This is a genomic window from Microcoleus vaginatus HSN003, assembly GCF_022701255.1.
Taxonomy (GTDB): Bacteria; Cyanobacteriota; Cyanobacteriia; order Cyanobacteriales; family Microcoleaceae; genus Microcoleus; species Microcoleus vaginatus_B.
Genome location: NZ_CP031705.1, coordinates 5,924,818 through 5,951,735, shown reverse-complemented (window position 1 = coordinate 5,951,735; position 26,918 = coordinate 5,924,818). Strand labels below are relative to the sequence as shown.

7 protein-coding genes are annotated in these 26,918 nt (G+C 49.2%); 3 read left to right on the top strand and 4 right to left on the bottom strand.

From position 1 onward, the window contains the following. The first annotated feature begins 85 nt into the window (after positions 1 to 85). Complete coding sequence (locus D0A37_RS25495; protein ID WP_242718694.1) at positions 86 to 643, top strand: NUDIX hydrolase; 558 nt, start codon at positions 86 to 88, stop codon at positions 641 to 643. A 47-nt stretch (positions 644 to 690) separates the two neighbouring features. Here the strand turns inward: D0A37_RS25495 and D0A37_RS25490 are convergent, their stop codons facing one another. The 4 genes from D0A37_RS25490 to ppsA all read right to left on the bottom strand — a co-directional run bounded on the left by D0A37_RS25490 (position 691) and on the right by ppsA (position 19,515). Further along, the gene (locus D0A37_RS25490) at positions 691 to 7,443 is read right to left on the bottom strand and encodes a DUF4347 domain-containing protein (protein ID WP_242718692.1); all 6,753 of its coding nucleotides are present in this window, start codon (positions 7,441 to 7,443) and stop codon (positions 691 to 693) included. A 656-nt stretch (positions 7,444 to 8,099) separates the two neighbouring features. After that, the gene (locus D0A37_RS25485) at positions 8,100 to 15,158 is read right to left on the bottom strand and encodes a DUF4347 domain-containing protein (RefSeq protein ID WP_242718690.1); all 7,059 of its coding nucleotides are present in this window, start codon (positions 15,156 to 15,158) and stop codon (positions 8,100 to 8,102) included. A gap of 1,302 nt (positions 15,159 to 16,460) precedes the next feature. Next, complete coding sequence (locus D0A37_RS25480) at positions 16,461 to 16,781, bottom strand: DUF6464 family protein (protein ID WP_242718688.1); 321 nt, start codon at positions 16,779 to 16,781, stop codon at positions 16,461 to 16,463. 256 nt (positions 16,782 to 17,037) lie between these two features. Next, positions 17,038 to 19,515, bottom strand: coding sequence for a phosphoenolpyruvate synthase (ppsA, locus tag D0A37_RS25475; RefSeq protein WP_242718686.1), 2,478 nt, complete (start codon positions 19,513 to 19,515; stop codon positions 17,038 to 17,040). A 265-nt stretch (positions 19,516 to 19,780) separates the two neighbouring features. Between ppsA and D0A37_RS29205 the strand changes: the two genes are divergently transcribed. Both D0A37_RS29205 and D0A37_RS25470 read left to right on the top strand, forming a co-directional pair. Beyond that, entirely contained in the window at positions 19,781 to 19,912 is a 132-nt protein-coding gene (locus D0A37_RS29205) for a hypothetical protein (protein ID WP_278187114.1), read from the top strand. Between the two features lie 501 nt (positions 19,913 to 20,413). Continuing rightward, a complete protein-coding gene (locus D0A37_RS25470) occupies positions 20,414 to 26,908 on the top strand; it encodes a PAS domain S-box protein (protein ID WP_242718684.1) in 6,495 nt (2,164 codons plus the stop codon). Positions 26,909 to 26,918: the final 10 nt, after the last annotated feature.

The following is a 26,918-nucleotide window of genomic DNA, read 5'->3' as shown; positions in this document are numbered from 1 at the left end:
CTGGGTGAAATTTTTGATGTGAAATAGATTATGGATGGGAAAATTGTGCCTTCGGATGACGCTGAAAGTTTAGCATTATGGCGATATGAAAAATTTAACTAAATGGAAAATATTGCGATCGCGCTTCGTTCTTAACAACAAGTGGTGTCAGGTTAGACAAGATGAAATAGAATTGCCAAGCGGAGAAATTATAGACGACTTTTTTGTTAATGTCCGACCCAATATTGCCATCGTATTTGCCACGACAGAGCAGCAAGAACTTGTATTAGTTCGCCAATACAGGCACGGAGTAGGCGAGATTTTGCTGGAACTGCCTGCTGGATCTTTCAATCCTGCTGAAGAGAGCGGGAAATCGGCAGCCGCCAGAGAACTTGCCGAAGAAACGGGATATGTTGCTGAAGAAATTTTGGAACTAGCAACCTTATATGATAACCCCGTAAAAGACACCAATTCTCTCTACCTATACTTTGCTAAAAATGTCAAGCTTGCCAGCAAAATCCAATTAGATATTACAGAAGATATTGAAGTAGTTTTAGTCCCCATTGCCGAAGTTTTGGTAAAAATAAAAAACCGAGAAATTTGTGTAGCAGGAAGCCTCGCAGCTATTTTTTTAGGATTAGATTTTTGGAATAAACAGCGGTAAGGTGGTGGGTGAATGGAACCTTACACGCTGTTTATTGCCCTTTGTTCTTAACGAGAAAGAGCGAGAAAATCCAGAGAAGTCAGAGAATTATCAGCGCCAAAAACCTGAGCCAAAACCTCACCAGTCGCCGCAACTTGCAGCAGTGTGGCATTCGGCGTCGGGTTAATTTGCAAAGCCTCAAAACTCAAGCCCTCAGCCAGGACAAACTTATCAGTTCCTACGGAAAAATTGAGTATTGTATCCATACCACTATTAGCGCCTAACACAAAGTGATCATTCCCACTACCCCCAATCAAGGTATCATCTGAGCCATCACCAAACAGCCAGTCATCTCCTGCACCCCCATTGAGAATATCGCTATCTTTCCCTCCGTAAATAGTGTCATTACCATCCTCACCGTTGAGAGTATCTTGACCTTCATTACCGTATAACAGGTCATCGCCACTACCACCATTAATACAGTCTTGCTGACCGTCTTCACCCACAGCGCCTCGCTCATTTTGCCCTCGATCGCCAAAAATGGTATCGTTACCCTGATCGCCACACAAAATATCGCTGCCATCATCGCCGTAGATCAAATCCTCGCCAGCATCTGCCTGTACTACATCGTCATCCTTGCCACCACGAAGGCTATCGTTACCAAAACCCCCACTTAGAGAGTCGGAACTCTCACCACCATTAAGGAAGTCATTGCCATCTCCCCCAAATAGCAAGTCGCGGCCGTTGGCATCCAACACTAACTCGTTTTGCAAACTACCGTAAAGCGAATCGTCTCCCTCGTCGCCGACAATGGTGTCGGAACCGAGTTCGCCCCAAATGCGATCGTTATCTTTGCCGCCGTAAATTAAGTCGTTACCTTTGCCGGCAAAAAGGCTGTCGTTACCACTACCACCGCCGATGATATCGCCAGTGTCGTTGCCGAAAATTAAATCGCCTTCAGATGTCGCAATTGTGCTGGCTTGTTGAGTGCCGTAGTCGCCGATTATGGTGTCGGAACCTTGATTGCCGTAGAGAGTATCCGAGTCAGTTTCGCCGAAAACGCGATCGCCTCCTTTGCCTGCAAACACCAAATCCCGTCCGTTGCCACCTAGCAAGGTGTCGTCTTGTTCTTGGCCGTTCATCAAGTCGTTGCCATCACCTCCCAGCAGCAAATCGAAGCCGTCGGGGTCGCTGTCTAGGGAGTTGAGTAGGCCACCAAACAAAGAGTCGTCTCCGTTGTCGCCCCAAAGGGTGTCCGGGCCTTTGTCACCCCAAATTAGGTCGTTGTCGATGCCACCATAGGCGCTGTCAGGCCCTTTGCCGGAGTAAATCGTGTCATTGCCTTGAGTGCCTGCAATGGCGTCGCCTGAAGACCCGCCGAAAATCAGGTCGCTGTCGTTGTCGGTCAAGTCGATGTTGTTGCCGTTGTCGCCGACTATGGTGTCGGAACCGCGATCGCCATACAGGGTGTCGGAATTGCGATCGCCCGATATGCGATCGTTTTGTTTGCCGCCAAATACGGCGTCGGTTTCTTTGCCGGCGTAAACGATGTCGTCGTCCTTACCTGCTGCGATGAAGTCTCGCTGTTGGTCGCCGTAAACGATATCGCTGCCGCCTTCACCTAACACTGTGTCGTCGCCACCAAAGGAGAGAAACAGTTGGTTGGTTTCGTTTCCTGTTAAGGAATCGTTTCCGGATGTTCCGATGCTGGTGTTTTGGATGTCGATGAGTTGGGCGGCGTTGGAGTCGAAGTTGAGTATTGGCGAGGGCTGGGGGGGGGTAAATGTGATGTTGGGGGGCTGAGGTAGGGGGTCGCAACCGCAACTGGTATCCGGTTCGGCTACTGGGTTGAATATAGGGGTTGGTTCTGGGGCTGGTTCCGGCGCTGGTGTTGGCCCGGGTGTTGGTTCCGGCGCTGGTGTTGGTGTTGGTTCCGGTGCGGGTGTTGGTGTTGGTTCCGGTGCGGGTGTTGGTGGTGTTGGTTCCGGTGCGGGTGTTGGTGGTGTTGGTGTTGGTTCCGGCGCTGGTGTTGGTGTTGGTTCTGGGACTGGTGTTGGTGTTGGTTCCGGTGCGGGTGTTGGTGTTGGTTCCGGTGCGGGTGTTGGTGTTGGTTCCGGTGCGGGTGTTGGTGTTGGTTCCGGCGCTGGTGTTGGTGTTGGTTCCGGTGCGGGTGTTGGTGTTGGTTCCGGCGCTGGTGTTGGTGTTGGTTCCGGCGCTGGTGTTGGTGTTGGTTCTGGCGCTGGTGTTGGTGTTGGTTCCGGCGCGGGAATGGCAGTTAAAGTAGCGCTGGCGGGGCTGGTAGCGCCCTGGTTGTCTGTAGCGCTGTAGGTGAAATTTGCGCTGGTAAAGTTGGCTGTCGATTGGAAAAATAATTGGTCAATGTCAGCAGGTGTCAGAATTTGACCAGCGGTGACAATAGTGCCGCCCGTATCGGGATTGCCTAAAAATATCAGCCCTTCACTTGCTGGTGGGACGGTGTTGATCGTGAAGGATTCGATCGACCCGTCGGGGTCGGTTGCTCCGAGTCCTGCGATCGCCACAGTGCTGCTGGGGGCAATATCAAGAGTGACCGGGGCTGCTTCTGGCGGTAGGTTTGGCAATGGTGGCAGCGCCGATACAGTAGCGCTGGCGGGGCTGGTAGCGCCCTGGTTGTCTGTAGCGCTGTAGGTAAAATTTGCGGTGGTAAAGTTGGCTGTCGATTGGAAAAATAATTGGTCAATGTCAGCAGGTGTCAGAATTTGACCAGCGGTGACAATAGTGCCGCCCGTCTCGGGATCGCCTAAAAATATCAGCCCTTCATTTGCTGGTGGGACGGTGTTGATCGTGAAGGATTCAATCGACCCGTCGGGGTCGGTTCCTCCAAGTCCTGCGATCGCCACAGTGCTGCTGGGGGCGATCTCGACGTTGACGTTATTAGCTATCGGTGGTTGGTTTGGCACCGGCAGCAACGCCGATACAGTAGCGCTGGCGGGGCTGGTAGCGCCCTGGTTGTCTGTAGCGCTGTAGGTGAAATTTGCGGTGGTAAAGTTGGCTGTCGATTGGAAAAATAATTGGTCAATGTCAGCAGGTGTCAGAATTTGACCAGCGGTGACAATAGTGCCGCCCGTATCGGGATTGCCTAAAAATATCAGCCCTTCACTTGCTGGTGGGACGGTGTTGATCGTGAAGGATTCGATCGAGCCGTCGGGGTCGGTTCCTCCAAGTCCTGCGATCGCCACAGCGCTGCTGGGGGCGATTTCGAGGTTGGCGTTGTTAGCTATCGGCGGTTGGTTGGCGGGAGTCGGAGTCGGTGCGGGAGTCGGAGTCGGAGTCGGAGTCGGAGTCGGAGTCGGGGCAGAGGCGATGCTGGTGGTAACAGTTGCGCCGGGCTCGCTGCCGTTATTGTTGGCGGGATTCGGGTCATTCGTATTTGAGGTACTTCTTGCCGTGTTGCTGACAGTGCCGGTCACCGGGGCTGGGAATGTGACTCTCCGGCTGACGGTCACGCCGTCAGCTAAGCGGGCAATGGGCGGAAAGCTGACAATGCCTGTGGCTGGGTCGTAAATACCGCCGTTGGATGCTGTAACGCCCGTTAAACCGGGAACGATGGTGTCTGTAAGGGTGATGTTGGTGGCGGTACTGGGCCCTCTGTTTTCGGTGAGAATTGTGTAGGTGACACTCGAACCCGCGATCGCAGTAGCGGGTCCGCTTTTGAGCGTCACTACATCGGCACTCTCGGTGATGCTGGTGGTGACTTGCGCTTCGGGGCTGCTGCCGTTGTTGTTTGCAGGATTCGGGTCAGGGCTCGTTGAGGTGCTGCTAGCAGTGTTGGCGATGGGGCCGCCGGTGGCGGGAACTGCAAAACTGACGGTTCTGTTGGTGCTGGCTGCGCTGGCTAGGGATGCGATCGCCGGCCAAGTCACAATACCTGTAGTTCCGTTGTAAGTTCCGTCCTCCGAGACGGTGACTCCTGTTAAACCCGGAACAATGGTGTCGGTGATCGCCACATTGGCTGCCGGACTCGGCCCACTGTTGGTTGCCGTAATTGTGTACGTGACGGTCGAACCCGCGATCGCAGTAGCGGGCCCGGTTTTGACCGTCACTACATCGGCACTCTCGGTGATGCTGGTGGTGACTTGCGCTTCGGGGCTGCTGCCATTGTTGTTGTCGAGATTGGGGTCTGAACTCGTTGAGGTGCTGCTAGCAGTGTTGGCGACGGTGCCGCCGGTGGCGGGAACTGCGAAACTGACGGTTCTGTTGGTACTGGCTGCGCTGGCTAGGGATGTGATCGCCGGCCAAGTCACAATACCTGTAGTTCCGTTGTAAGTTCCGTCCTCCGAGACGGTGACTCCTGTTAAACCCGGAACAATGGTGTCGGTGATCGCCACATTGGCTGCCGGACTCGGCCCACTGTTGGTTGCCGTAATTGTGTACGTGACGGTCGAACCCGCGATCGCAGTAGCGGGCCCGGTTTTGACCGTCACTACATCGGCACTCTCGGTGATGCTGGTGGTGACTTGCGCTTCGGGGCTGCTGCCATTGTTGTTGTCGAGATTGGGGTCTGAACTCGTTGAGGTGCTGCTAGCAGTGTTGGCGACGGTGCCGCCGGTGGCGGGAACTGCGAAACTGACGGTTCTGTTGGTACTGGCTGCGCTGGCTAGGGATGTGATCGCCGGCCAAGTCACAATACCTGTAGTTCCGTTGTAAGTTCCGTCCTCCGAGACGGTGACTCCTGTTAAACCCGGAACAATGGTGTCGGTGATCGCCACATTGGCTGCCGGACTCGGCCCACTGTTGGTTGCCGTAATTGTGTAGGTGACGGTCGAACCCGCGGCCGCAGTAGTGGGCCCGCTTTTGACCGTCACTACATCGGCAAGATCGTTCGTAATAGTGGTCGTGACTCGCGCCTCCGGGCTGCTGCCGCTGTTGTTACCGGGTAAGGGATCGATCGTACTGCTGCTGCTGAATACACTGTTGGTAATAGGGCCAAGTGTAGTTGGGCTCGTAACAGTTACGGTGCGCCTGGTGGTAGCCCCAGCAGGTAAATTCGGAATAGTGGGCCAGGTGACCAGTCTCGTTGTCGGGTTGAAAGTGCCGCCGCCCTCGGCACTACTCAATACTGCCCCGACGGGCAATCTATCTTCAATCACCACGTTTTCGGCGTCGTTCGGGCCGTTATTTACTGTGGTAATTGTGTAAGTAATGGGGCTACCCGGTGCCGCAGCGGCCGGGCCTGTTTTCGTTGAGGCAACATCTGCTGTAGTACGCGGCACCTCTATAGTTTGGATAGACAAAGTGCGAACGTCGTGAATATTTGTTGCGTCTCCCGTTGAACCAGCAAAACCAAATTTGAATGTTTCCGGTATTGGCCCGTTTAGCTCCTCTAAATTGGCAATGTCGATAATAGTCTCACCCGGATCTGCAAACGAACCATTATTGTTGAGATCAAAGTTAACACTGAGACGGTTTGGCGTGTCAGAAGTGGGGGGTTGCAAAATAACTTGAACTCTTCTTCTGGCTTCTTCGCGAATGCTAGTAATGGCGTTGGTTGGCCCGTTTGGAGGCAGAGGATTTACGGTATCAGGAATATTATCTATTCCCTGCGGCACAAACGTAGAAGTTAAAAATTGATATTGCGTAACTTCGCTACCTCGAAGCGTTACCGAATCTGCTCTACGCCCCCCCGGAAGTCCGCCTACACGCCCTTGAGTTTCAGTTGAGAAATTTCCGAATTCATCCAATCCAATTCCTAAATAACCTCCCCGTAAACCGGGCTGATTTGTATCTGTATTTTGGGCGTAGCCGAGAGACCCTCCATAGCCTCCAGCTACTGTTGGCGTCACAGTACCGTCAATTAAAAAGAAACTTATGCCGTCCCCTGTCCGCCCTGCTAAATTATCACGTGCAGTGCCATTGTAGGCAAATATATCGAAGACAATGTTAAGACCGCTGTTGACTGGAACCTGACTGTTATAGATAACAAAAGTAGATTGGTCAAAAGTTCTTGTAGTTAATCTCAACGCCCCGCTGCCAACCGGGTCTATGTCCAAACCCGGAAAACTCTCGGTTCCGGTTCCTGCTGTTAAAGCTGGAGCGTCTGACGAGCCAGTAACCCCAGAGATCCAAGGCCCGATTAGACGTGCGTCTTGAAAACTTTCGTCCACTAAATTAATGAGGACAGCGCTGTAAGTTTCCTGGGTTTTTGTTTCAAAGGCTATTGCGGTTTTTACTCGTCCTGCTGTAACATTTAATTGCCAGTTTCCTCCTAATATTGCACTGCCAATTAAATTGTTGGAAGCCGCTATATTTGCACCTGTTAATTCTCTCAGCTTCCGCACGAAAGCAATCCCGGATTTTCCAGCCCCAACCTTACACGCTAATAATAAAATATCGGCTTTTTCCGTGAAGGCATTGCGCCACTGCTGCAAATGCCGATCGTACTTTTGCAAGTTTTCATCTTTCAGTATAGTTGACCCCAGTTGTAGCGAAGCTTCGCCGCCGTGAGCAACTATTTGAAGGCTAGTAATTAAGTTGCGTTTAGATAGAATCTCGGTAATTTGTTCTACTCCGTCCCGCATTCTATCGAGGACAATTATCTCTGTCCCCGGTTTGACTCCGCTGGCAAGATGCTGATAATTATCTACTCTCGGATCAATGCAAACTAAATATTTTTTATGTTGAGTCTTAACGCCCAGACTCGCTTTTGTTAAAGAGGAAATATCGATCACCGGATCACCGACTAATTGCGTCCCAACCAAAGAATCTTGTAGGTAGTCTGTGTCGCGGCGATCGCTACTTGATTTTTGAATTGGGAAAAAGTAGTTGCACAATGATTTTTTCATGAGTTACATAGCTCCTTGACTTGTTAATTGTCAACCTTCAGGGGTGATATTATTGTTAATTGCTAATGGGAAACTTTTAATTACTAATTTCTCGACTTCGCATACTTAACAAGTTCTATTTACTTCGATTTTTTTTTTATCGACATCTTCCCAAAGTAGCAGTTCCCTGTATTTACCTGGGAAATCAGGCGTTTTTTTAGCCAAATCCGACTTGGCAGTAAATTATTTTAGCATAAAAAAACCGCGCTAGAGGTACAAAAATACGACTTAAAACACGAGATTTTTGGCCTAAAAGCTGTTGACAGTTGTGAGCTTTTGTAGTACCTACGCCTTAATGGCTCCGACTTTTATTAAAACTTGAGTCATCATCACAAACCAATTTTATGGTAGTCACTCAGTCCAATCTCCGATTATTTCTATTTCGGTAAAAAATGGTTATAAATTTTGTACTCATCAACTCCGCCCTCTGACTTTTATCCGGAATAAATTGCTCCTTAACAACAAATTTTATGGTTTTGCTCAGCCGAACATCCACTAATTAACGACCTTGGTGTTAGGAGACTTTAAAATTTTAAAAAAATAAAAACCCGGTTGGTTCAACAAACCGAGTTGGTATATTTTTATGAAAAAGACCGCGCATTAAATGCCCTTCGTTCTTAACGAGAAAGAGCGAGAAAATCCAGAGAAGTCAGAGAATTATCAGCGCCAAAAACCTGAGCCAAAACCTCGCCAGTCGCTGCAACTTGCAGCAGTTGGGCATTCGGCGTCGGGTTAATTTGCAAAGCCTCAAAACTCAAGCCCTCAGCCAGGACAAACTTATCAGTTCCTACGGAAAAATTGAGTATTGTATCCATACCACTATTAGCGCCTAACACAAAGTGATCATTCCCACTACCCCCAATCAAAGTATCATCTGAGCCATCACCAAACAGCCAGTCATCTCCTGCACCCCCATTGAGAATATCGCTATCTTTCCCTCCGTAAATAGTGTCATTACCATCCTCACCGTTGAGAGTATCTTGACCTTCATTACCGTATAACAGGTCATCGCCACTACCACCATTAATACAGTCTTGCTGACCGTCTTCACCCACAGCGCCTCGCTCATTTTGCCCTCGATCGCCAAAAATGGTATCGTTACCCTGATCGCCACACAAAATATCGCTGCCATCATCGCCGTAGATCAAATCCTCGCCAGCATCTGCCTGTACTACATCGTCATCCTTGCCACCACGAAGGCTATCGTTACCAAAACCCCCACTTAGAGAGTCGGAACTCTCACCACCATTAAGGAAGTCATTGCCATCTCCCCCAAATAGCAAGTCGCGGCCGTTGGCATCCAACACTAACTCGTTTTGCAAACTACCGTAAAGCGAATCGTCTCCCTCGTCGCCGACAATGGTGTCGGAACCGAGTTCGCCCCAAATGCGATCGTTATCTTTGCCGCCGTAAATTAAGTCGTTACCTTTGCCGGCAAAAAGGCTGTCGTTACCACTACCACCGCCGATGATATCGCCAGTGTCGTTGCCGAAAATTAAATCGCCTTCAGATGTCGCAATTGTGCTGGCTTGTTGAGTGCCGTAGTCGCCGATTATGGTGTCGGAACCTTGATTGCCGTAGAGAGTATCCGAGTCAGTTTCGCCGAAAACGCGATCGCCTCCTTTGCCTGCAAACACCAAATCCCGTCCGTTGCCACCTAGCAAGGTGTCGTCTTGTTCTTGGCCGTTCATCAAGTCGTTGCCATCACCTCCCAGCAGCAAATCGAAGCCGTCGGGGTCGCTGTCTAGGGAGTTGAGTAGGCCACCAAACAAAGAGTCGTCTCCGTTGTCGCCCCAAAGGGTGTCCGGGCCTTTGTCACCCCAAATTAGGTCGTTGTCGATGCCACCATAGGCGCTGTCAGGCCCTTTGCCGGAGTAAATCGTGTCATTGCCTTGAGTGCCTGCAATGGCGTCGCCTGAAGACCCGCCGAAAATCAGGTCGCTGTCGTTGTCGGTCAAGTCGATGTTGTTGCCGTTGTCGCCGACTATGGTGTCGGAACCGCGATCGCCATACAGGGTGTCGGAATTGCGATCGCCCGATATGCGATCGTTTTGTTTGCCGCCAAATACGGCGTCGGTTTCTTTGCCGGCGTAAACGATGTCGTCGTCCTTACCTGCTGCGATGAAGTCTCGCTGTTGGTCGCCGTAAACGATATCGCTGCCGCCTTCACCTAACACTGTGTCGTCGCCACCAAAGGAGAGAAACAGTTGGTTGGTTTCGTTTCCTGTTAAGGAATCGTTTCCGGATGTTCCGATGCTGGTGTTTTGGATGTCGATGAGTTGGGCGGCGTTGGAGTCGAAGTTGAGTATTGGCGAGGGCTGGGGGGGGGTAAATGTGATGTTGGGGGGCTGAGGTAGGGGGTCGCAACCGCAACTGGTATCCGGTTCGGCTACTGGGTTGAATATAGGGGTTGGTTCTGGGGCTGGTTCCGGCGCTGGTGTTGGCCCGGGTGTTGGTTCCGGCGCTGGTGTTGGTGTTGGTTCCGGTGCGGGTGTTGGTGTTGGTTCCGGTGCGGGTGTTGGTGGTGTTGGTGTTGGTTCCGGCGCGGGTGTTGGTGTTGGTTCCGGTGCGGGTGTTGGTGTTGGTTCCGGCGCTGGTGTTGGTGTTGGTTCCGGTGCGGGTGTTGGTGTTGGTTCCGGCGCGGGTGTTGGTGTTGGTTCCGGCGCTGGTGTTGGTGTTGGTGTTGGTGTTGGTTCCGGTGTTGGCGTTGGTGTTGGTTCCGGTGTTGGTGTTGGTTCCGGCGCGGGTGTTGGTGTTGGTTCTGGGACGGGTATTGGAGTTGGTTCCGGCGCTGGTGTCGGCGTCCGCGTCGGCGCGGGTGTTGGCGTTGGTTCTGGTTCTGGGACGGGTGTCGGTATCGGCGCGGGTGTTGGTATTGGTTGCGGCGCAGGTGTCGGTATCGGTATCGGCGCGGGTGTTGGCGTCGGTATCGATTCTTTAAGGGGAATGAGAGAAACAGTGGCGACTGCCGCACTGGTGGCGCCGAGGTTGTCTGTAGCGCTGTAGGTGAAGTTTGCGCCTGTGAAATTGCCGGACGCCTGGAAGAACAACTCGGTAATTTGCTCGGCTGTTAGGGTTTGACCAGCCGTGACCCGCACTCCCTGGCTGGGATCACCCAAGAACAGCGTGCCCTCATTGGCTGGCGGCAAGGTGTTTACGGTAAAGGAAACCACCGTCCCGTCTGGGTCGGTTCCTCCGAGTCCGGGGATGTTCACGGTGGTTTCCAGCAACAAAGCGACGCTGGAGTTGTTGGCGACGGGTGGCTCGTCGGCGGGAGGTAATAGTGCTAGCAGGGAGGCTGTAGCGGGGGCTGGACTGATGGCGCCCCGGCTGTCTGTGGCGCTGTAGGTAAAGTTGGTGGCTGCGAATTCGCTGGTTGCTTGGAAGAATAACTGGCTGATTTGAGTTGTGTTCAGTCTTTGGCCTGCCGTGACCCGGATTCCCTGGCTGGGATCGCCCAAGAACAGGACGCCTTGATTTGCAGCCGGCAGGGTGTTGATAGTCAAGAATTCGATCGAGTCGTCGGGGTCTTTGGCCGTCAGCTCTGTGAGGTTGACGCTGCTGTTTGGCGCCAGGGTCTGGCTGAAGTTTGTGGGTACCGGCGGGTAGTTGAACGCCAGTGACACCAGAGAAACTGTGGCTGTAGGACTGCTGCCACCGAGATTGTCCTTGCTGCTGTAGGTAAAATTAGCTCCTGTGAAATTGCCGCCCGACTGGAAGAATAACTGCGTCATTTGCTCGGCTGTCAGGGTTTGACCAGCCGTGACGGCGACTCCCCCCGTTGCGGGGTCGCTCAAGAACAGGACGCCTTGATTTGTCGGCGGCAGGGTGCTGATGGTGAATGTAACCACTGTGCCGTCTGAGTCTCTGCCTCCGAGCCCGCTAATTTGGACAACGCTGTTGGGCGGTAGCGCAGCGTTGCTGCTGTAGGCTGATGGAGGTTGGTTGGGTATGGGCTGCGCGCTAATAATCGCGGTGGTGACAGTGGCTCTGGACTCGGAACCGTTGTTATTGCTGGGTTCGGGGTCAAAAGTGCTCGATCGACTCTGGGAAGTATTGCTAATGGCGCCCGTCGCTGGAACGACTACTGTTACCTCGCGGTTGATGTTGCTGCCGCTAGTCAAACTGGGAATTGTTGGGAAGGTGACAACCCCTGTCACTGGGTCGTAAGTGCCGTTATCGGATGCGCTGACACCCGTTAAACCGGGAATGATGCTGTCTGTAATCACTAGGTTTTCAGCAGCATTCGGCCCATTGTTCGCGGTAGTTATAGTATAAGTCACGGAACTACCAGCAGGAGCAGATGTGAGACCGCTCTTGGACGTAACCAGGTCGGCCACAGGATCGATCGAGGTGGTGACTCGACCCCCCGCCTGACCGGGCACTGCGACTGTCGAGCCGTTGTTGTTTGTTAAGTCCGGGTCGGAAGTGTCCGATCGACTCAAGACAATGTTGGTGATGCTCGTCAGGGTAGTCGGCGGTACAAAGCTGATGGTGCGGCTCTGGTTGGTGCCGCTGGCTAAAGTCGCGATCGCTGGAAACTCGATCGCCCCTGTGGCTGGATTATAGGTTCCGCCGTCGGACACGGTGACTCCCGTTAAGCCGGGAATCAAGCTGTCGGTGATGACTACGTTGGCCGCAGGACTCGGCCCGTTGTTGTTAGTAGTAATTGTATAAGTGAGAGTGTCGCCCGCGTTGATGCTGGCCGGAGCCGTTTTTTGGGTGACAACATCGGCCAGAGCATCGATCGAGGTAATGACGGTGGCGTTGGGGTTTGTACCGTTGTTGTTGGTCGGAGTGGAGTCGGGAGTGATGGAGGTACTTCTGGCCGTGTTGCTGATGGAAGTTAGGGTGGGTGGTACTGTGAAGCCGATCGTCCGGGTGACAGTCTCCGCATTGGCGATTGCCACGGGCGCGAAGGTGACAATGCCAGTCGCTGGATCGTAAACGCCGCCGTTAGATGCCGTGACTCCAGTTAATCCGGGAACTATGCTGTCAGTGATGGTTACAGCTTCTGCCGGACTTGGGCCTAAGTTGACTGTGGCGATCGTATAGCTGACCGAGCTATCGGCGCGAGCATCCGTAGAGCCGGTTTTGGTGGTTGCAAGATCCGCGTTGGGCGCAATACTTGTTGTAACCGTAGAGTTAGTGGGAGTGCCGTCTTTGTTGGTTGTCGAGCCGTTGTTGTTAGTGGCGATCGGATCGAAAGTCGCCGCGCTACTCCGGGCGGTGTTGCTGATGTCGGTACGGGTGGCTGGGGCAATGAAACTGATGGTGCGGGTCGCAGTAGCTGCATTTGCCAGCGCTGTCAGTGCTGGGAAGGTGACAATGCCCGAAACTGGGTCGTAAGTGCCGCCGTCCGATACGCTGACTCCTGTTAAACCCGGAATAATGCTGTCAGTGATAGTCACATCGGCAGCGGGGTCTGGCCCGATGTTAGTCGTAGTCAATGTGTAGGCGACGCTTGACCCGGCCGAAGTAGTCACAGGGCCACTTTTGGCAGTAACTAAATCCGCGACTGTATCGACAACTGTGGTAAAGACTACACCAGGCCCCTCGATTTGCCCTGGCGCAAGCACACCGCTGTTGTTGCTAAGGTCGGGGTCGAAAGTCGAGCTAGTGCTGAATGCAACGTTGGCAAAACTGCTACCACTGGTTAAACCCGGCGGCAAATCAATTGTCAGGGTGTAAGTCACAGTCTCGCCGGCATTGAGAACCGGAATTAACGGCCAGGTGACAGCCTTGGTTTGGTTCAGGTAAGTGCCGTTGTTGGAGGCATTGAGAACCGGCGGTAATCCGCCCGGACGCAGCAGTTCTAAAGGTATTTCGTCTTGAATCAGAACATTTGTAGCAGGCGCTGGCCCCTTGTTTACTGTAGTAATCGTGTAGGTAATGCTGCCTTCGGACTTGACGAACTGCGGGCCGGTCTTAATAGTGGCAACCTCTGCGGCGATACTGGGAGGATTGATAGTTTCAACTACCACGTTTTGAAGTTCGTGAATGTTGTTGGCGCCTCCGGTGGAACTGCCAAAACCAAATTTGAAAAGTGGCGGTACTGGGCCGTTTTCGGTGGCCAAGTTGGGGATGTCGATCAATGTAGTTTCGTAGATGTCGTCGAAATTTTCATCGAAGGCAACGGTGAGGCGAGAGGGATTTACCGGATCGTTAGATGGATTCAGCGTAATTTGAACGGATCTTTTGGCTAAATTGCGATCGAGCGTGAACGTATTGCTGAAGTTAAAACTGCTGCCGGGTTCAGGGCCACTAAAGTCAATGCTCGTAGGAATGTTATCGATGCCGAAGGGAACGATCGCATTTGTTAAAAACGGATAACCCTCTGCTTGATTTCCTCTAACAGTTACTGAATCAGGTCTGAAAGAACCAATAGAGGAGCCGGGAATCGGAGGCGGCTCCGGGCCAGAGCGCCCTTCTGTGGATGTTGAAAAATTGCCAAACTCGTCAAGCCCAATGCCTAAATAACCTCCCTCAATACCGGGTATACCCGTTCGTGGAGCGTAAGCCAGAGAACCCCCATAACCCCCAGTCCTAGTTGGGCTAACAGTGCCGTCAATCAAGAAGAAACCCAGACCATCCCCTGGCTGAGGGCTAATAAAGGGGCCCTCAGCCCTATATTGCTGGCTTGAACCGTAAGAATAAAAATCAAATTGGACTCTGATACCGTCGGTTGAAGGAATGGGGTTGTTGTAGATGACAAAGGCTTCCCTGTCACCTGCTGCTGGAGTTAATAGCAGAGCGCCATCGCCGGGAGTGGAACCGCCTAAAGCCGGAAGTACGCCGGATACTGTGCCTCCGGTAATGCCGGGGATAAGTTGATTGGCTGCTGGAACCCCGCTGCTCGGATCAAATAGGGCCCCGTCGTTTCCCCCGTAAATCCAAGGCCCCCTAACTGTGGAGTTTTTGAAAGTTTCGTTAACTAATGTGCCGAGGGCGTAACGGTAGGCTGCGAGCACTTCTTTTTCAATGGCGATTCTCGCGTTTATTTCCCCGATCGCAAATTTTAATTCCCAGTCGCCGCCGAGTGCCGCACTCCCCGTCAAGTTGTCGGAAGCTGCAATATCTGCACCGACTATTAAGCTCAGCCGCCGCACGAAGGCCTCGCCGCTTTCCCCCGCTGCGACGCTGCACCCGAATAACAAGATATCTCCTCTCTCGCTGAGGGCTTTTCCCCACTGCTGTAACAAATGGCTGTAGGTTTCTAAATTGTCGCTGCAAAGTTCGATCGACCCTAGCTGCACCCCCGCTTCTCGACCGTGAGAAACTATCTGAAGGCTGTCTAAATCGCTGCAATGGGTCAAAATTCTAGTAATTTGCTCGACTCCATCCCGCGTCGAGTCCAATACAAATACCTCTGTATCGGCTGTTGCTCCTTTTGCCAAGCTGTCGCCGTTCTCTACTCTGGCATCGAGGAACAGTACATTTTTTATAGTCTGGGCGCCCAAAGACTCGGTTGCTCGCAAAAATTCTCTGTGGGGATGCCCAATTCCCCTGTCGCCACGCACTTTCTGGGACAGGAAACACTCCTCTGTTTTTACTTGTTTTATGGGTTTTTTCTGATGATGAGTTGCTGTTGTTCGGGAGTTTGCGCCCGCAATCCTTGCGGGGGATTCACATATTTGTGGGGTGATAAAAATTGGTTTGTTGCAGATGCTTTGCATGGTCAAATTGGCTCACGGATTGTAGATGATGTACCCACTTCAAGATGATAATTATCACCTATTGACAAGATTAAATTGCACAGTAAGAGGCTCTGCTGCTTGATTTGAAGCAAGAGCAAAAAGCGAATTTTACTCAGCACAAAGCAGTGCTATATAAACATTTCCTAGCATTGCAAATATCGGCGGCAGAAAAGCTGAGGATTTGGGGTTTAAATCCCAATAATCTCTCTATCTGGTGATATTTTGCCTTCGGCTTTTTTCTTTTCTGTTAGCGAGTGGATCTGTTACACGCTTATCTCTTACATCGCGCAGTAGATAATAATACGAGTTCTCAAAAATTTACTTTATGAGGTTTGCTGTACATCGTCTAAGGCATTTTATTTGCAGAGAAAATTAACTATTTCTAGACGTATAAACCCGGTTTGAGGCACGAAAAGACTTCTTTCCAGCCCTCGCTCCCGCTAAACAACTCGGTTTCTTTGGTGTTGGTGTGCAAGCCCTGTTCACAATAGCAACCAGACATTAATTAGGGAGTTATAGCCGTGACATAATTATGGCGACCGTGCCCGAAGTGTTATTCAACTGAGATCTTGTACCATTCTCAATAACCCTTTTATGGGGGGGTTCTCCTGCCCCGCCCATAATAAAATTCACTTGTTGTGGAACAGGCCGGAAAGCCTATTCTTGAGAATGGTGCAACATATGAGATTCAATTGAAATTGGCATACCCTGTATCGACGAAGCGTCTTAAAAATTCATGACTTGGAGTCTGGAGATAGCAATCTAGGTTTGAGACTGTTTCGCTACGATCGCAAAAACAGATTAGTGTCGCCCACAAGCAACTTCTCAAACTGTCAACTTAGAGTCTTCGAGCTGGTTTCTGTTTAAGAGAAATGCTCGGGACAATGTTTGGTGCAGAATTTTTCATGATGTTTTGGAGAAACTGATTTGGAGATTTGCTCCTGGGCTAATTACGATTTTTGTTGGCTAATTTTCTTAACTGCAGGAGTTACGCCCAGGAGATTAGAAACCCAATTTATGGCTAGATTCCTCGTCGCCCAACCAAAATTTATCATCTAAACTTTGTTTCTGATCGTAAATCCTCAACTAGAAAAACACCGATCGCAATTCCCCTGTTATGCCAACTGTAACCAAGCAATAATGCTCGATTAGGTTTTAAGTGCTGAGTTTGGGCGTGGGTCGTCCAAAACAAGCTTCAACAATAAGCCTTACACGTAAGTATATATTAACTCATTGATTATTACATCCCCAAATAGGTATAGATACAAGCACCAATATAAGCTATATCTTTTCACCGCGAGCGTCAAGAGTTCTGGCTTGGTAGTACCGACAATCTTGACAGGGCCCAGAAGGATTGACAGCGCAGCGAATGTAATTAGAGCGGGCGTTATACTCGCAAGTGATATCGCCGATCGAATAAGCGAGGCTTTGTATGTAAGTGCGATCGGCAGTTGGTAGTTGAGCTCGCATGGGTCTATTCGCTACCGCAAGTCTGGCCGCTGCAATTCTGTCGCGGGCTTGGCTCTGGGCATAGCGCATCACCCACAAAGACAGCAGCGAGGGAGCTAAACCTATGAAAATAATCAGGAGAGCAGTTAGCACTTTTTCAGAGCGTATGTGGAGAATATGTTTTTTGATTTAGGCGATGGCCACAAAAAATCCTCCCCGAAAAGACGGTTTTAAATAAGAAAAGTTCCCGCTCAATTCTCAAACTATGCCGCCCCTGTGTTAAGCATTAGCTGGCGGCTGAGGAGGGCGAATTAAATAACTTACAATTTTAATTGTTATTGTGGGATGGGCGTCCCGCCCGTCCCACAAACTTTTTAAGAAACCCGGTTGCTCTCAAAAACTAAAACGGTTAAACCTTAGCAATATCCCCCGCTAAATCCATCAACGAACCCGCGCCTTCCACCTTAGCAACATCTAACAAAGTCTTCAAAACCGAATCGGGATTCAAACTAATCGAATCAATTCCCAACTCAACCAAGAAACGAGCAAACTCAGGATAATCGCTGGGCGCTTGACCGCAAATCCCAATCTTTCGATCGTACTTCTTGGCAGCTTTAATCGCAATTGCTACCATTCGCTTGACAGCTTCATTCCGTTCGTCAAAAATGTGCGCGACTAAAGCAGAATCCCGGTCTAATCCTAATGTTAGCTGAGTTAAATCGTTAGAGCCGATCGAGAATCCGTCAAAAACTTGGGCAAATTCGTCCGCAAATATGACATTGCTCGGCAATTCGCACATCACATACACTTGCAAGCCGTTCTCGCCCTTAACTAAACCGTGTTTTGCCATCTCGGCTAACACTTTTCGCCCTTCATCCGGGGTGCGACAAAATGGAATCATCGGAATCACATTTGTCAAGCCCATTTCGTCGCGAACTCGTTTTAATGCTTTGCATTCCAAAGCGTAAGCTTCGCGGTAATTTGGGTCGTAGTAGCGAGAGGCGCCGCGCCACCCGATCATCGGGTTTTCTTCTTTGGGCTCAAACTGCCGCCCTCCCAAAAGATTAGCATATTCGTTGCTCTTGAAATCGCTCATCCGCACGATAACTGGATTTGGATAAAATGCGGCGGCAATTGTGGCAATTCCGTGGGCGAGTTTGTCGGTGAAGAAATCGGGTTTGTGTTGGTAAAGTGCTGTGAGTTCTGCAATTTCTTCTTTGACTGATTCATCCACCAATTCGTCAAAGTGAATCAGTGCCAGCGGGTGTGCTTTAATGTGATTGGCAATGATGAATTCTAGCCGCGCTAAGCCTACGCCGTCGCAAGGAATTGCTGATAAACCAAAGGCTTCTTCTGGGTTCCCGACATTCATTAAAATTTGAGTGCGGGTGCGGGGTAAATTCTCGATCGCAGTTTCTTGAAGTTCAAAAGGAACCAAACCGGCATAAACTTTGCCTTCGTCTCCTTCCGAACAAGAAATCGTGATTTCTTGCCCGTTGTGCAAGATTTGGGTGGCGTCGCCGGTGCCGACAATGGCGGGAATTCCCATTTCTCTGGCGATGATGGCTGCGTGACAAGTGCGGCCGCCGGAATTGGTGACGATCGCACTTGCTTTTTTCAGAATCGGTTCCCAATCGGGGTCTGTTTTGTTAGTAACTAAAACTTCTCCTGATTGAAATTCAGCGATTCTGTGAACATCTAAAATCACGCGGGCTTTTCCTTGTCCGATTGATTCGCCAACGGCGCGTCCTTTTGCTAAAACTGCACTGCTACCTTGCAATTTGTAGTTTCGCAAAATTTTAGCTGACTTTTGAGATTGTACTGTTTCTGGTCGCGCTTGGACGATAAACAATTCGCCCGTATTGCCGTCTTTTGCCCACTCAATGTCCATCGGCGTATAAGTTCCGCGCACTTTAGAGTAGTGTTCTTCGATGATGACTGCCCATTTGGCTAGTTGCAGAATTTCATCATCTTGTATGGCAAATTTATTTTTTTCGGCTGCTATGACGGAGACGTTTTTGGTGTATTTAGAACCGCCGATATCGTACACCATTTTGAGTGTTTTGCTGCCGAGGCGTTTGTCTAGAATCGGGAGAAAACCTTGTTTTAATGTTGGTTTAAAGACGAAGTATTCGTCGGGGTTGACGGTTCCTTGGACGACGTTTTCGCCTAATCCGTAGGCGGCGGTGACTAATACGGCGTTTTTGAATCCGGTTTCGGTGTCGATGCTGAACATGACGCCGGAGGATGCTAAGTCCGATCGCACCATTTTTTGGACGCCGACTGATAGGGCGACTTCAAAGTGGTCGAAACCCCGCTGTTGGCGGTAGGAAATCGCGCGATCGGTGAATATGGAAGCAAAGCATTTGTGACAGCATTCCAGGACGCCAGCGCAAGCTTGGACGTTGAGGTAGGTTTCTTGTTGTCCGGCGAAACTGGCGTCTGGTAAGTCTTCTGCGGTGGCGGAGGAACGCACTGCTACGTCTGTACTGTCGCCGTAGCGATCGCACAATTTTTCGTAAGCATCCGCGATCGCCGCTTGGAGTTCTCGCGGAAATGGTGTGTCGAGAATTAGTGCGCGGGCTTGCTTGCCTTTTTGTCGCAGGTTCTGCAGATCTTCTACGTCTAAATCGGCAAAAATTTCGCGCAATTTAGCTTCTAAACCCGCCGACTCGATGAAGTAGCGGTAAGCGTGTGCTGTAGTTGCAAATCCGTTGGGAACTCTGACTCCTTGGGCGGTTAACTGTTGAATCATTTCGCCCAAAGAAGCATTTTTCCCGCCTACTAATGGGATGTCGGCGATGCCGACTTCATCAAACAATAATACTAAGGCTTTTTCTTTGGGAATTAAAACGGGTCGTGGTGCAATTTCTAATTTTTCGATCATTGCTTTTTTCCTCTAAACTTCATCTCAGTTCTGTCAAAGGACAGTAAACAAAAGACGGTTTATTTTGATGAATTGTAATTTTGTTACCAAAATTCTGTGATTTTTTCCTAGGCTGTATCAACCGAGTTTTCGATTGCCTCTATTTCAAGATTATCACTTTTTTGCTAAATAGCAAGGCCTGTGGAGATTTTTTATTTGATTGCAAAAAGTAAAGAAATCGCAGTAATGAGTTTATTTAAGGTATTATAAAAGAAGTGATAAAAATATGAATAGTGAAGATAGTTCGCCCCGCTTTTTTTGGGTTGAGCGCTCATTGGTGCGGGGATATCGCTTGGATGGTGTTGGTAGGAGAATTGAAGGACAACAAAGGGTGGGGTTCGATCGCGCGATCGGCTGAACCTGCCCAAAAACAGATACTTACTTTCCCACAGTAGTCGTGAGTCGCCCAAACTTTTAGATTTTAGTTCAACCTCCCCGATTCATCTGTGGACTAAATCTAAAGTCTAAAATCTAAAATCGGTTCACAGGGGCGATCGCCCAAAAAAACACTCAGCAGCTTAGTTTCCTCCTGAAACCCAGCTTGTAAAAACCCTAAAAATTTTACCTTTGATGGCCTTGACCTACTTAGAGGAAAACACAGTCGCATAGATATTAGATATTGCACCATTTTCAATAAGCCTTTTAAGGGCTGGTTAGAAGAAGCCCTCCCAATAAAATTTACTCTTTGTGAAATGGGCCGGAAAGCGAATTGTTGAGAAGAGTCGCACCTATGAGAGAGAGTGCATTGTAATTGTTGAACGAAAGAGTTTTTAACTGGGAAAGGCGGGATTTGTGGCTATAGAATTCTTTATATGCTATAATAGTGTGCTAGACTGCCTTATGACAAAAAACAAGGTATATGATATCAGTTTTGAGCCCCCCCGCAAAGTGCAACGGCTTTAAAGTTCTTCTGGTCGAAGATAATCAAGCAGAAGCCGATCTGATCGAAGAATTATTATTAGAAACAAATATCAGTAGAGCCGAACCCCAAAGGGTATCAGTAAGTTGTACAGACCGTCTCAGCAAAGCGCAGGAACTTTTGGTCTGCGAACAGTTTGATGTGATTTTACTTGATCTTTCGCTGCCCGACAGCCAAGACTTAAGTACAATTGTCAAAATACAAGAATATAGCCTAAATACTCCGATTGTCGTACTGACTGCGCGCAACGATGAAGAACTCGCCCTGCAGTCAATCCAAGCAGGAGCTCAGGATTATCTAGTCAAGCGAAAAATCGACAGCGAAGTGTTAATTAGATCGCTGCGCTACGCAGTCGAGCGACAGCACAACCAAGAAGCTTTGCGAAAAAGCGAAGAAAAATATCGCTCGGTAGTCGAGAATTCTCTCGTCGGAATTGCCATTCTTGCTCCTCCGATTTCCCCCTCAGCCCCAGAAAAATGCCAGTGGTTGGAAGTGAACGATGCTTTGTGTGATTTGCTGGGATACGATCGCCAAGATTTTTTGCACGAGGATTGGGAACGGTGGGGTTTTCCTGAAGACTTGCAGGCTAGTTTAGAGCAGTTAAATAAAATTTTAGCCGGGGAGAGTGAAGGCTATGTTTTAGACCAACGGTGGCGCAAAAAAGATGGAGAAATAGTTTACACTCGAGTTTCCCTGCGCTGTATTCGCGGCCGCGACGGCTCGATAGAGCGGATGATAAAAGTAATCTTGGATGTCAGCGATCGCTACCGTTACGAACACAAATTAAAAGCATCAGAAGAGTTTTTCAAGCACACGATTAATGCTACTCCCGACCCAATTTTTGTCAAAGACGAGCAGCATCGCTGGATCGTATTAAACGACGCTTTCTGCGATTTAATGGGAAAAACGCGACAAGAACTGATTGGTAAGTCGGGATACGAATTTTTGTCACCAGCAAAAGCCAAAAGGTCTTGGCAAAAAGACGAAGAGGTATTCAGAACAGGCATCGCTGAAGAAAGGGAAGAAAAATTTACAGACTCCACTGGGAAGAAACGCATAATTTCTATCAAAAAAAGTGTTTGTCAAGCAACTAACAGCAGTAAAATGTTAGTGGGAACAATTCGAGATGTTACCGAGTACAAACGCCAACAATTAGCTTTGCAAGAGAGCGAAGCTAGGTTTCAAAAAATGGCATCTAACGTGCCAGGAATGATTTATCAGTTCCGGCTCGAAGCGGGTGGCAGAAAGTATTTTACTTACGTTTCTTCTGGCAGCAAAAACCTTTACCAATTAGAAGCGAAAGATATAGAAAAAAAGAAAAATTTTGCTTATGAAACAATTCATCCAGATGACCTCACAGGCTTTGAAAAATCGATCAAAATGTCAGCAACGACTCTGCAACCTTGGCAGCACCAGTGGCGGCAAATTATCCAAGGCAAAGTGAAGTGGCTGCAAGGTGCGTCGAAGCCAGAAAAGCAAGCCAACGGCGATATAGTTTGGGATGGCTTGGTGATGGATGTCACCGAGTTAAAACACACCCAACAAGACCGCGATAGATTTTTTAATATCTCGCTGGATTTACTTTGCATTGCAGGTTTTGACGGCTATTTCAAGCGCTTAAACCCGGCTTGGTCTACTGTATTAGGTTACAGCAGCGATGAAATGTTAGCCCAACCTTGGGTCGAATTCGTGCATCCAGAAGACAGAAATACCTGTTTGAGCCAATTAGAAGAACTCAAAAAGGGCAGTTCAATTGTTAACGTAAAACTCCGCTATATTTGCCGAGATGGCAATTATAAATGGCTGTCGTGGACTGCCTCGCCGTTTGCAGAAGAAGGTTTGATTTATGCAGTTGCCCGCGACGTTACATTGAACAAGCAAGCTGAAGCTGAATTGCGTAAAAGTGAAGCCACGAATCGCGCTCTTTTAAATGCGATACCAGACATGATATTTCGCTGTCGGGCAGACGGCACGTTTGTAGACTTCAAACCAGCCAAAGATTTCCCGAATCTCCTACATCAAAAAAAAGTAATTGGCAAAAAAGCACAAGACATATTGCCGGTTAGTTTTGTTGAAAAAATCTTGTCTCGCAACCAACAAGCGATCGACAACGACGAGATTCAAGTTGTAGAATATCAAATGCCAGTTAATGATGAACTGTACGCTTTTGAAGCAAGAATTGTTTTCTGCACGGATGACGAAATTATCGCGATCGTCCGCGACATCACTCAACGCAAACGATCCGAGTCCGTACTCCAGAGGCAAGCAGCAGCAATGGCCCAAGCTTCCGAAGGTATCGCCATATTCAGTGCCGACAAAGAGGTGATTTATTGCAACGCAGCCCGACTAAAAATCTACGGTTACGACTCTCTCGAAGAAATCTTAGGTAAAAGTTGGAAAATATTCTACCAAGGTGCAGAGCTGCAAAGGTTCGAGCAAGAAGTCCTGCCGAATTTAGTGCAGAAAGGTTCTTACAGCACCGAAGCATTAGGATGCCGTCGCGACCGATCCGAAGTCCCTATAGATGTCTCGCTGACAATGCTGCCCGACGGGGAAATCATTTGCATTGTTCGCGATATTTCCCAAAGAAAAAAAACAGAAGCAGCACTGCGGGAAAGCCAGCGGTTCGCTCAACAAATTGCTGGGGCAAGTCCTAATATGTTGTATGTTTATGACTTAATAGAACAAAAAAATATCTATGCGAACGCTTCTATATACCACATTCTCGGCTATACAGTAGAGGAGATTGAGGCGATCGGGCCGTGGATGATGTCAACTTTAATCCACCCGGAAGATTCAATCAAAATACCTGATTATTTAGTGCAAGTCGAAACGGGAATGGAAGGGGATATATTTGAGATTGAATACCGAATCAGGCACAAGGATGGTTTTTGGCGCTGGATTGTCAGCCGAGATACTGTATTTGCAAAAACAGCAGACGGTAAGTTAAAACAAATTCTCGGCACGGGAACTGATATTACAGAAAGCAAGCAAGCAGAAGATGAAATTAAGCTGTTGCTGGCAGCAACTCAAGCAATTAGTCAGTCAGCCGATTTTCACAGCGCCCTCCCAGATATCCTGCGGTTGCTGTGTAATGCGATCGGCTGGAATTTTGCGGAAGCTTGGATACCGTCTGCTAACGGTACTTGTTTGGAACACAGCGAAACTTGGTACGCTAGCGATCGCGATTTAGAGAGGTTCGGCCGCGAAAGTAAAAAAATTAAATTTGCCGCCGGAGTGGCAGTACCTGGACGGATTTGGTCAAGCAGAAATGTAGAATGGATTGAAGATATTTCTGTAGCCACGAATCATATTTTTGCCCGATCGCAAATGGCGGCATCAGTCGGATTGAAAGGTTGTTTCGGAGTGCCTATTCACGCTAGCTCAAAGGTGCTGGCAGTTTTAGTATTCTGCAAGCGCGATCGTTCGATTATGGAACCGCGTATAGTAGAGTTGGTCAAGGCTGTAGCGACTCAGTTGGGCGATCATATTCAGCGCAAACAAGCTGAAGAAGAATTGCGTAAAAGTGAAGAACGCTGGCAGTTAGTTCTCAAAGGCAATCAAGACGGAATTTGGGATCTGAATCTTCAAACAAATGAAGCTTTTAGATCTGCCCGCTGGCAAGAAATTATCGGTTACGCAGACGGCGAAATTGAAAGCATCCACAGCGCATCGATCGATCGCATCCATCCAGACGATCGCTCACGAGTGCAAGCAGCGATCAAAGGTTATCTCGATCGCCAAACCCCCAATTACGCCGCCGAATACCGCTTGCAGTGCAAAGACGGTAGCTATAAGTGGGTGCTCGCCCGCGCTCAAGCAGTGTGGGACGAAGCCGGAAACCCTCTGCGGATGGTGGGTTCGATGACGGATATTAGCGATCGCAAAGCAGCAGAATTAGCTTTACTGCAGGTCACTCAAGCCGTCGAAAGTACCAGTGATGCGATCGTGATCGCCGACTTGAAAGGGCGGTCTCTTTACCACAATCAAGCCTTCATTCAGCGCTACGGCTACACCGTGGAAGAACTTAACGATATTGGCGATATGACGGCGCTTTACGTCCGGCATAAAAATTATAAACAAATTTATAAAAGCCTTCGCCAAGGTCGCTCGTGGTGTGGCGAAGTGGCCATGCGAACTAAGAGCTACGAAGCAGTAACTGCTCTCGTGCGAGCCGACAGTATTCACGATAGTAATGGTAATTCCATCGGCTTAATTGGAGTAATTACTGACATCACAAAACGCAAAGAATCAGAAGTAATTTTGCGCCAAAAGTTAAAGCGCGAACAGTTGGTAGTAGCCATGCTGGAACGCATTAGATCTTCTCTCAATCTCGAAGAAATTCTTACCAAAAGTGTCGAAGAAGTGCGGCAGTTTTTGCAAGTAGACCGTACTGTTATTTACCAATTCAATCCGGATTGGAGCGGATTTATCGCTGTCGAGTCGGTTGCCGAAAATGTCCGAGCAATTGTAGGAACGGAAATTTATGACCCCTGTTTTGGGGCAGCCTACGTTACTCTTTACCTAGACGGCAGAATTAGAGCCACAGAAGATGTTTGCAATGCCGGCCTGGCCGATTGCCACTTGGCTTTGTTGACTCGGCTCGATGTGAGAGCGAATCTGGTAGTGCCGATTTTGCAAGGCGAAAACTTGTGGGGGCTGTTAATTGCCCACCACTGCAAGGGCCCGCGTCCCTGGCAGGAATTCGAGGGAGAGTGCCTAAAACAATTGGGGGTGCAGTTGGCGATCGCCATTCAGCAATCAATGCTATTTGAACAAGCACAAACTGAAATTGACGATCGCAAAGTTGCAGAAGCCGCCCTGCAATTAGCTAAAGAAGCCGCCGAATCCGCCAACCGTGCTAAAAGCGACTTTCTCGCCAACATGAGCCACGAATTGCGGACGCCTTTGAACGGGATTTTGGGATACATTCAACTGCTCAAACTGGATAAAAATTTTACCGCTGAGCAGCAGGAAAGTCTCCACAACGTTCAGCAGTGCGGCAACCACCTGCTGATGCTGATTAATGACGTTTTAGACCTCTCAAAAATCGAAGCTAGTAAAATGGATCTGTCGCTGACAAACGTGCATTTTTTCAGCTTTGTTAAAAGTATTATTGATTTGTTCCAGATGCGATCGGCTCAAAAAGGAATTGCCTTTAATTACGAGCAGGTGTCAGCGCTGCCCGACGGCATTTTGGCTGACGAAAAAAGGTTGCGTCAAGTTTTGATTAATTTGCTCAGCAATGCCGTTAAGTTTACGAACAGCGGCAGCGTTACATTCAAAGTCGGTTATGCAGAAAAATTCCCCGATAATTATCCTCAAACCAACTGCGAAACTTGTAATTTTACAGCGGAAATTGCCACCCAAACGATCAATTTGACCGCGAACTTAGACGCGCAGCAAATGTCGAGCCAGCCGCAGGGAACACAAGAAGCCCGCGAGGTGATAACAGCAGACAATACCAGCGATCGTGCCCCTACCCCTAAAATTCGCTTTCAAATCGAAGATACCGGCATTGGCATCGGGCAGAATAAATTAGAAGAAATATTTTTGCCTTTTCATCAAGTGGGCGATCATAACAATTTCGTCGAAGGTACCGGACTAGGACTTTCTATCAGCCAAAAATTAGCCAAAATGATGGGCAGCCAAATTCGCGTCCAAAGTACCTCCGGCAAAGGTAGTATATTTTGGTTGGATCTAGACTTGCCAGCAGTCGCCCAGTCTTCTGAACTCCCCTCCCGGCAAGAAAAAAGGCGGCTTTTAGGTTTTACCGGCCCCCAGCGGAAAGTGCTAATAGTGGACGATCACGAAGTAAATCGCGCCATGTTGCAGAGGCTGCTTTTTCATTTAGGATTTGAAATTGCACAAGCTACAGACGGCGAAGACTGCTTGCACAAAGCACAGGAATTTCTACCGGATATAATTTTAATGGATTTGCTGATGCCCGTCATGAACGGTTGGGAAGCTACCAGGCGGCTGCGACAGTTGCCGGAATTAAAAGATACGGTTATCCTTGCTTTGTCCGCTAACGTTTACGAGACTACCAAGCAAGAGAGCATACTTGCAGGTTGCGATAATTTTCTCACCAAACCGATTCAAACTAATGAGCTTTTAGAATTATTGCGCCTGCATTTGAGACTAGAATGGGTTTACGAAGAAGGCTCACAAACCAAAAAGCGGATAGATCAAACTGCAAAAGCATGTTCTGAGATTGCTGCTGCTGACTCAACGATGGTGTCTCCTGCCTCAGAGTCCGTCTCGGCATTGTTAAGATTGGCTGCAATGGGCGATATTGAAGCTATTCTGGAAGAGACTGCTAAACTCGAAGATTCTGACCCGACATTAGTGCCTTTCGTTCATCACCTGCGCCAACTTGCTAAAGGATTTCAGCTCAAGCAAATTCGAGATTTTTTGAAGCAACATTTGTCCTAAAATTGACCGT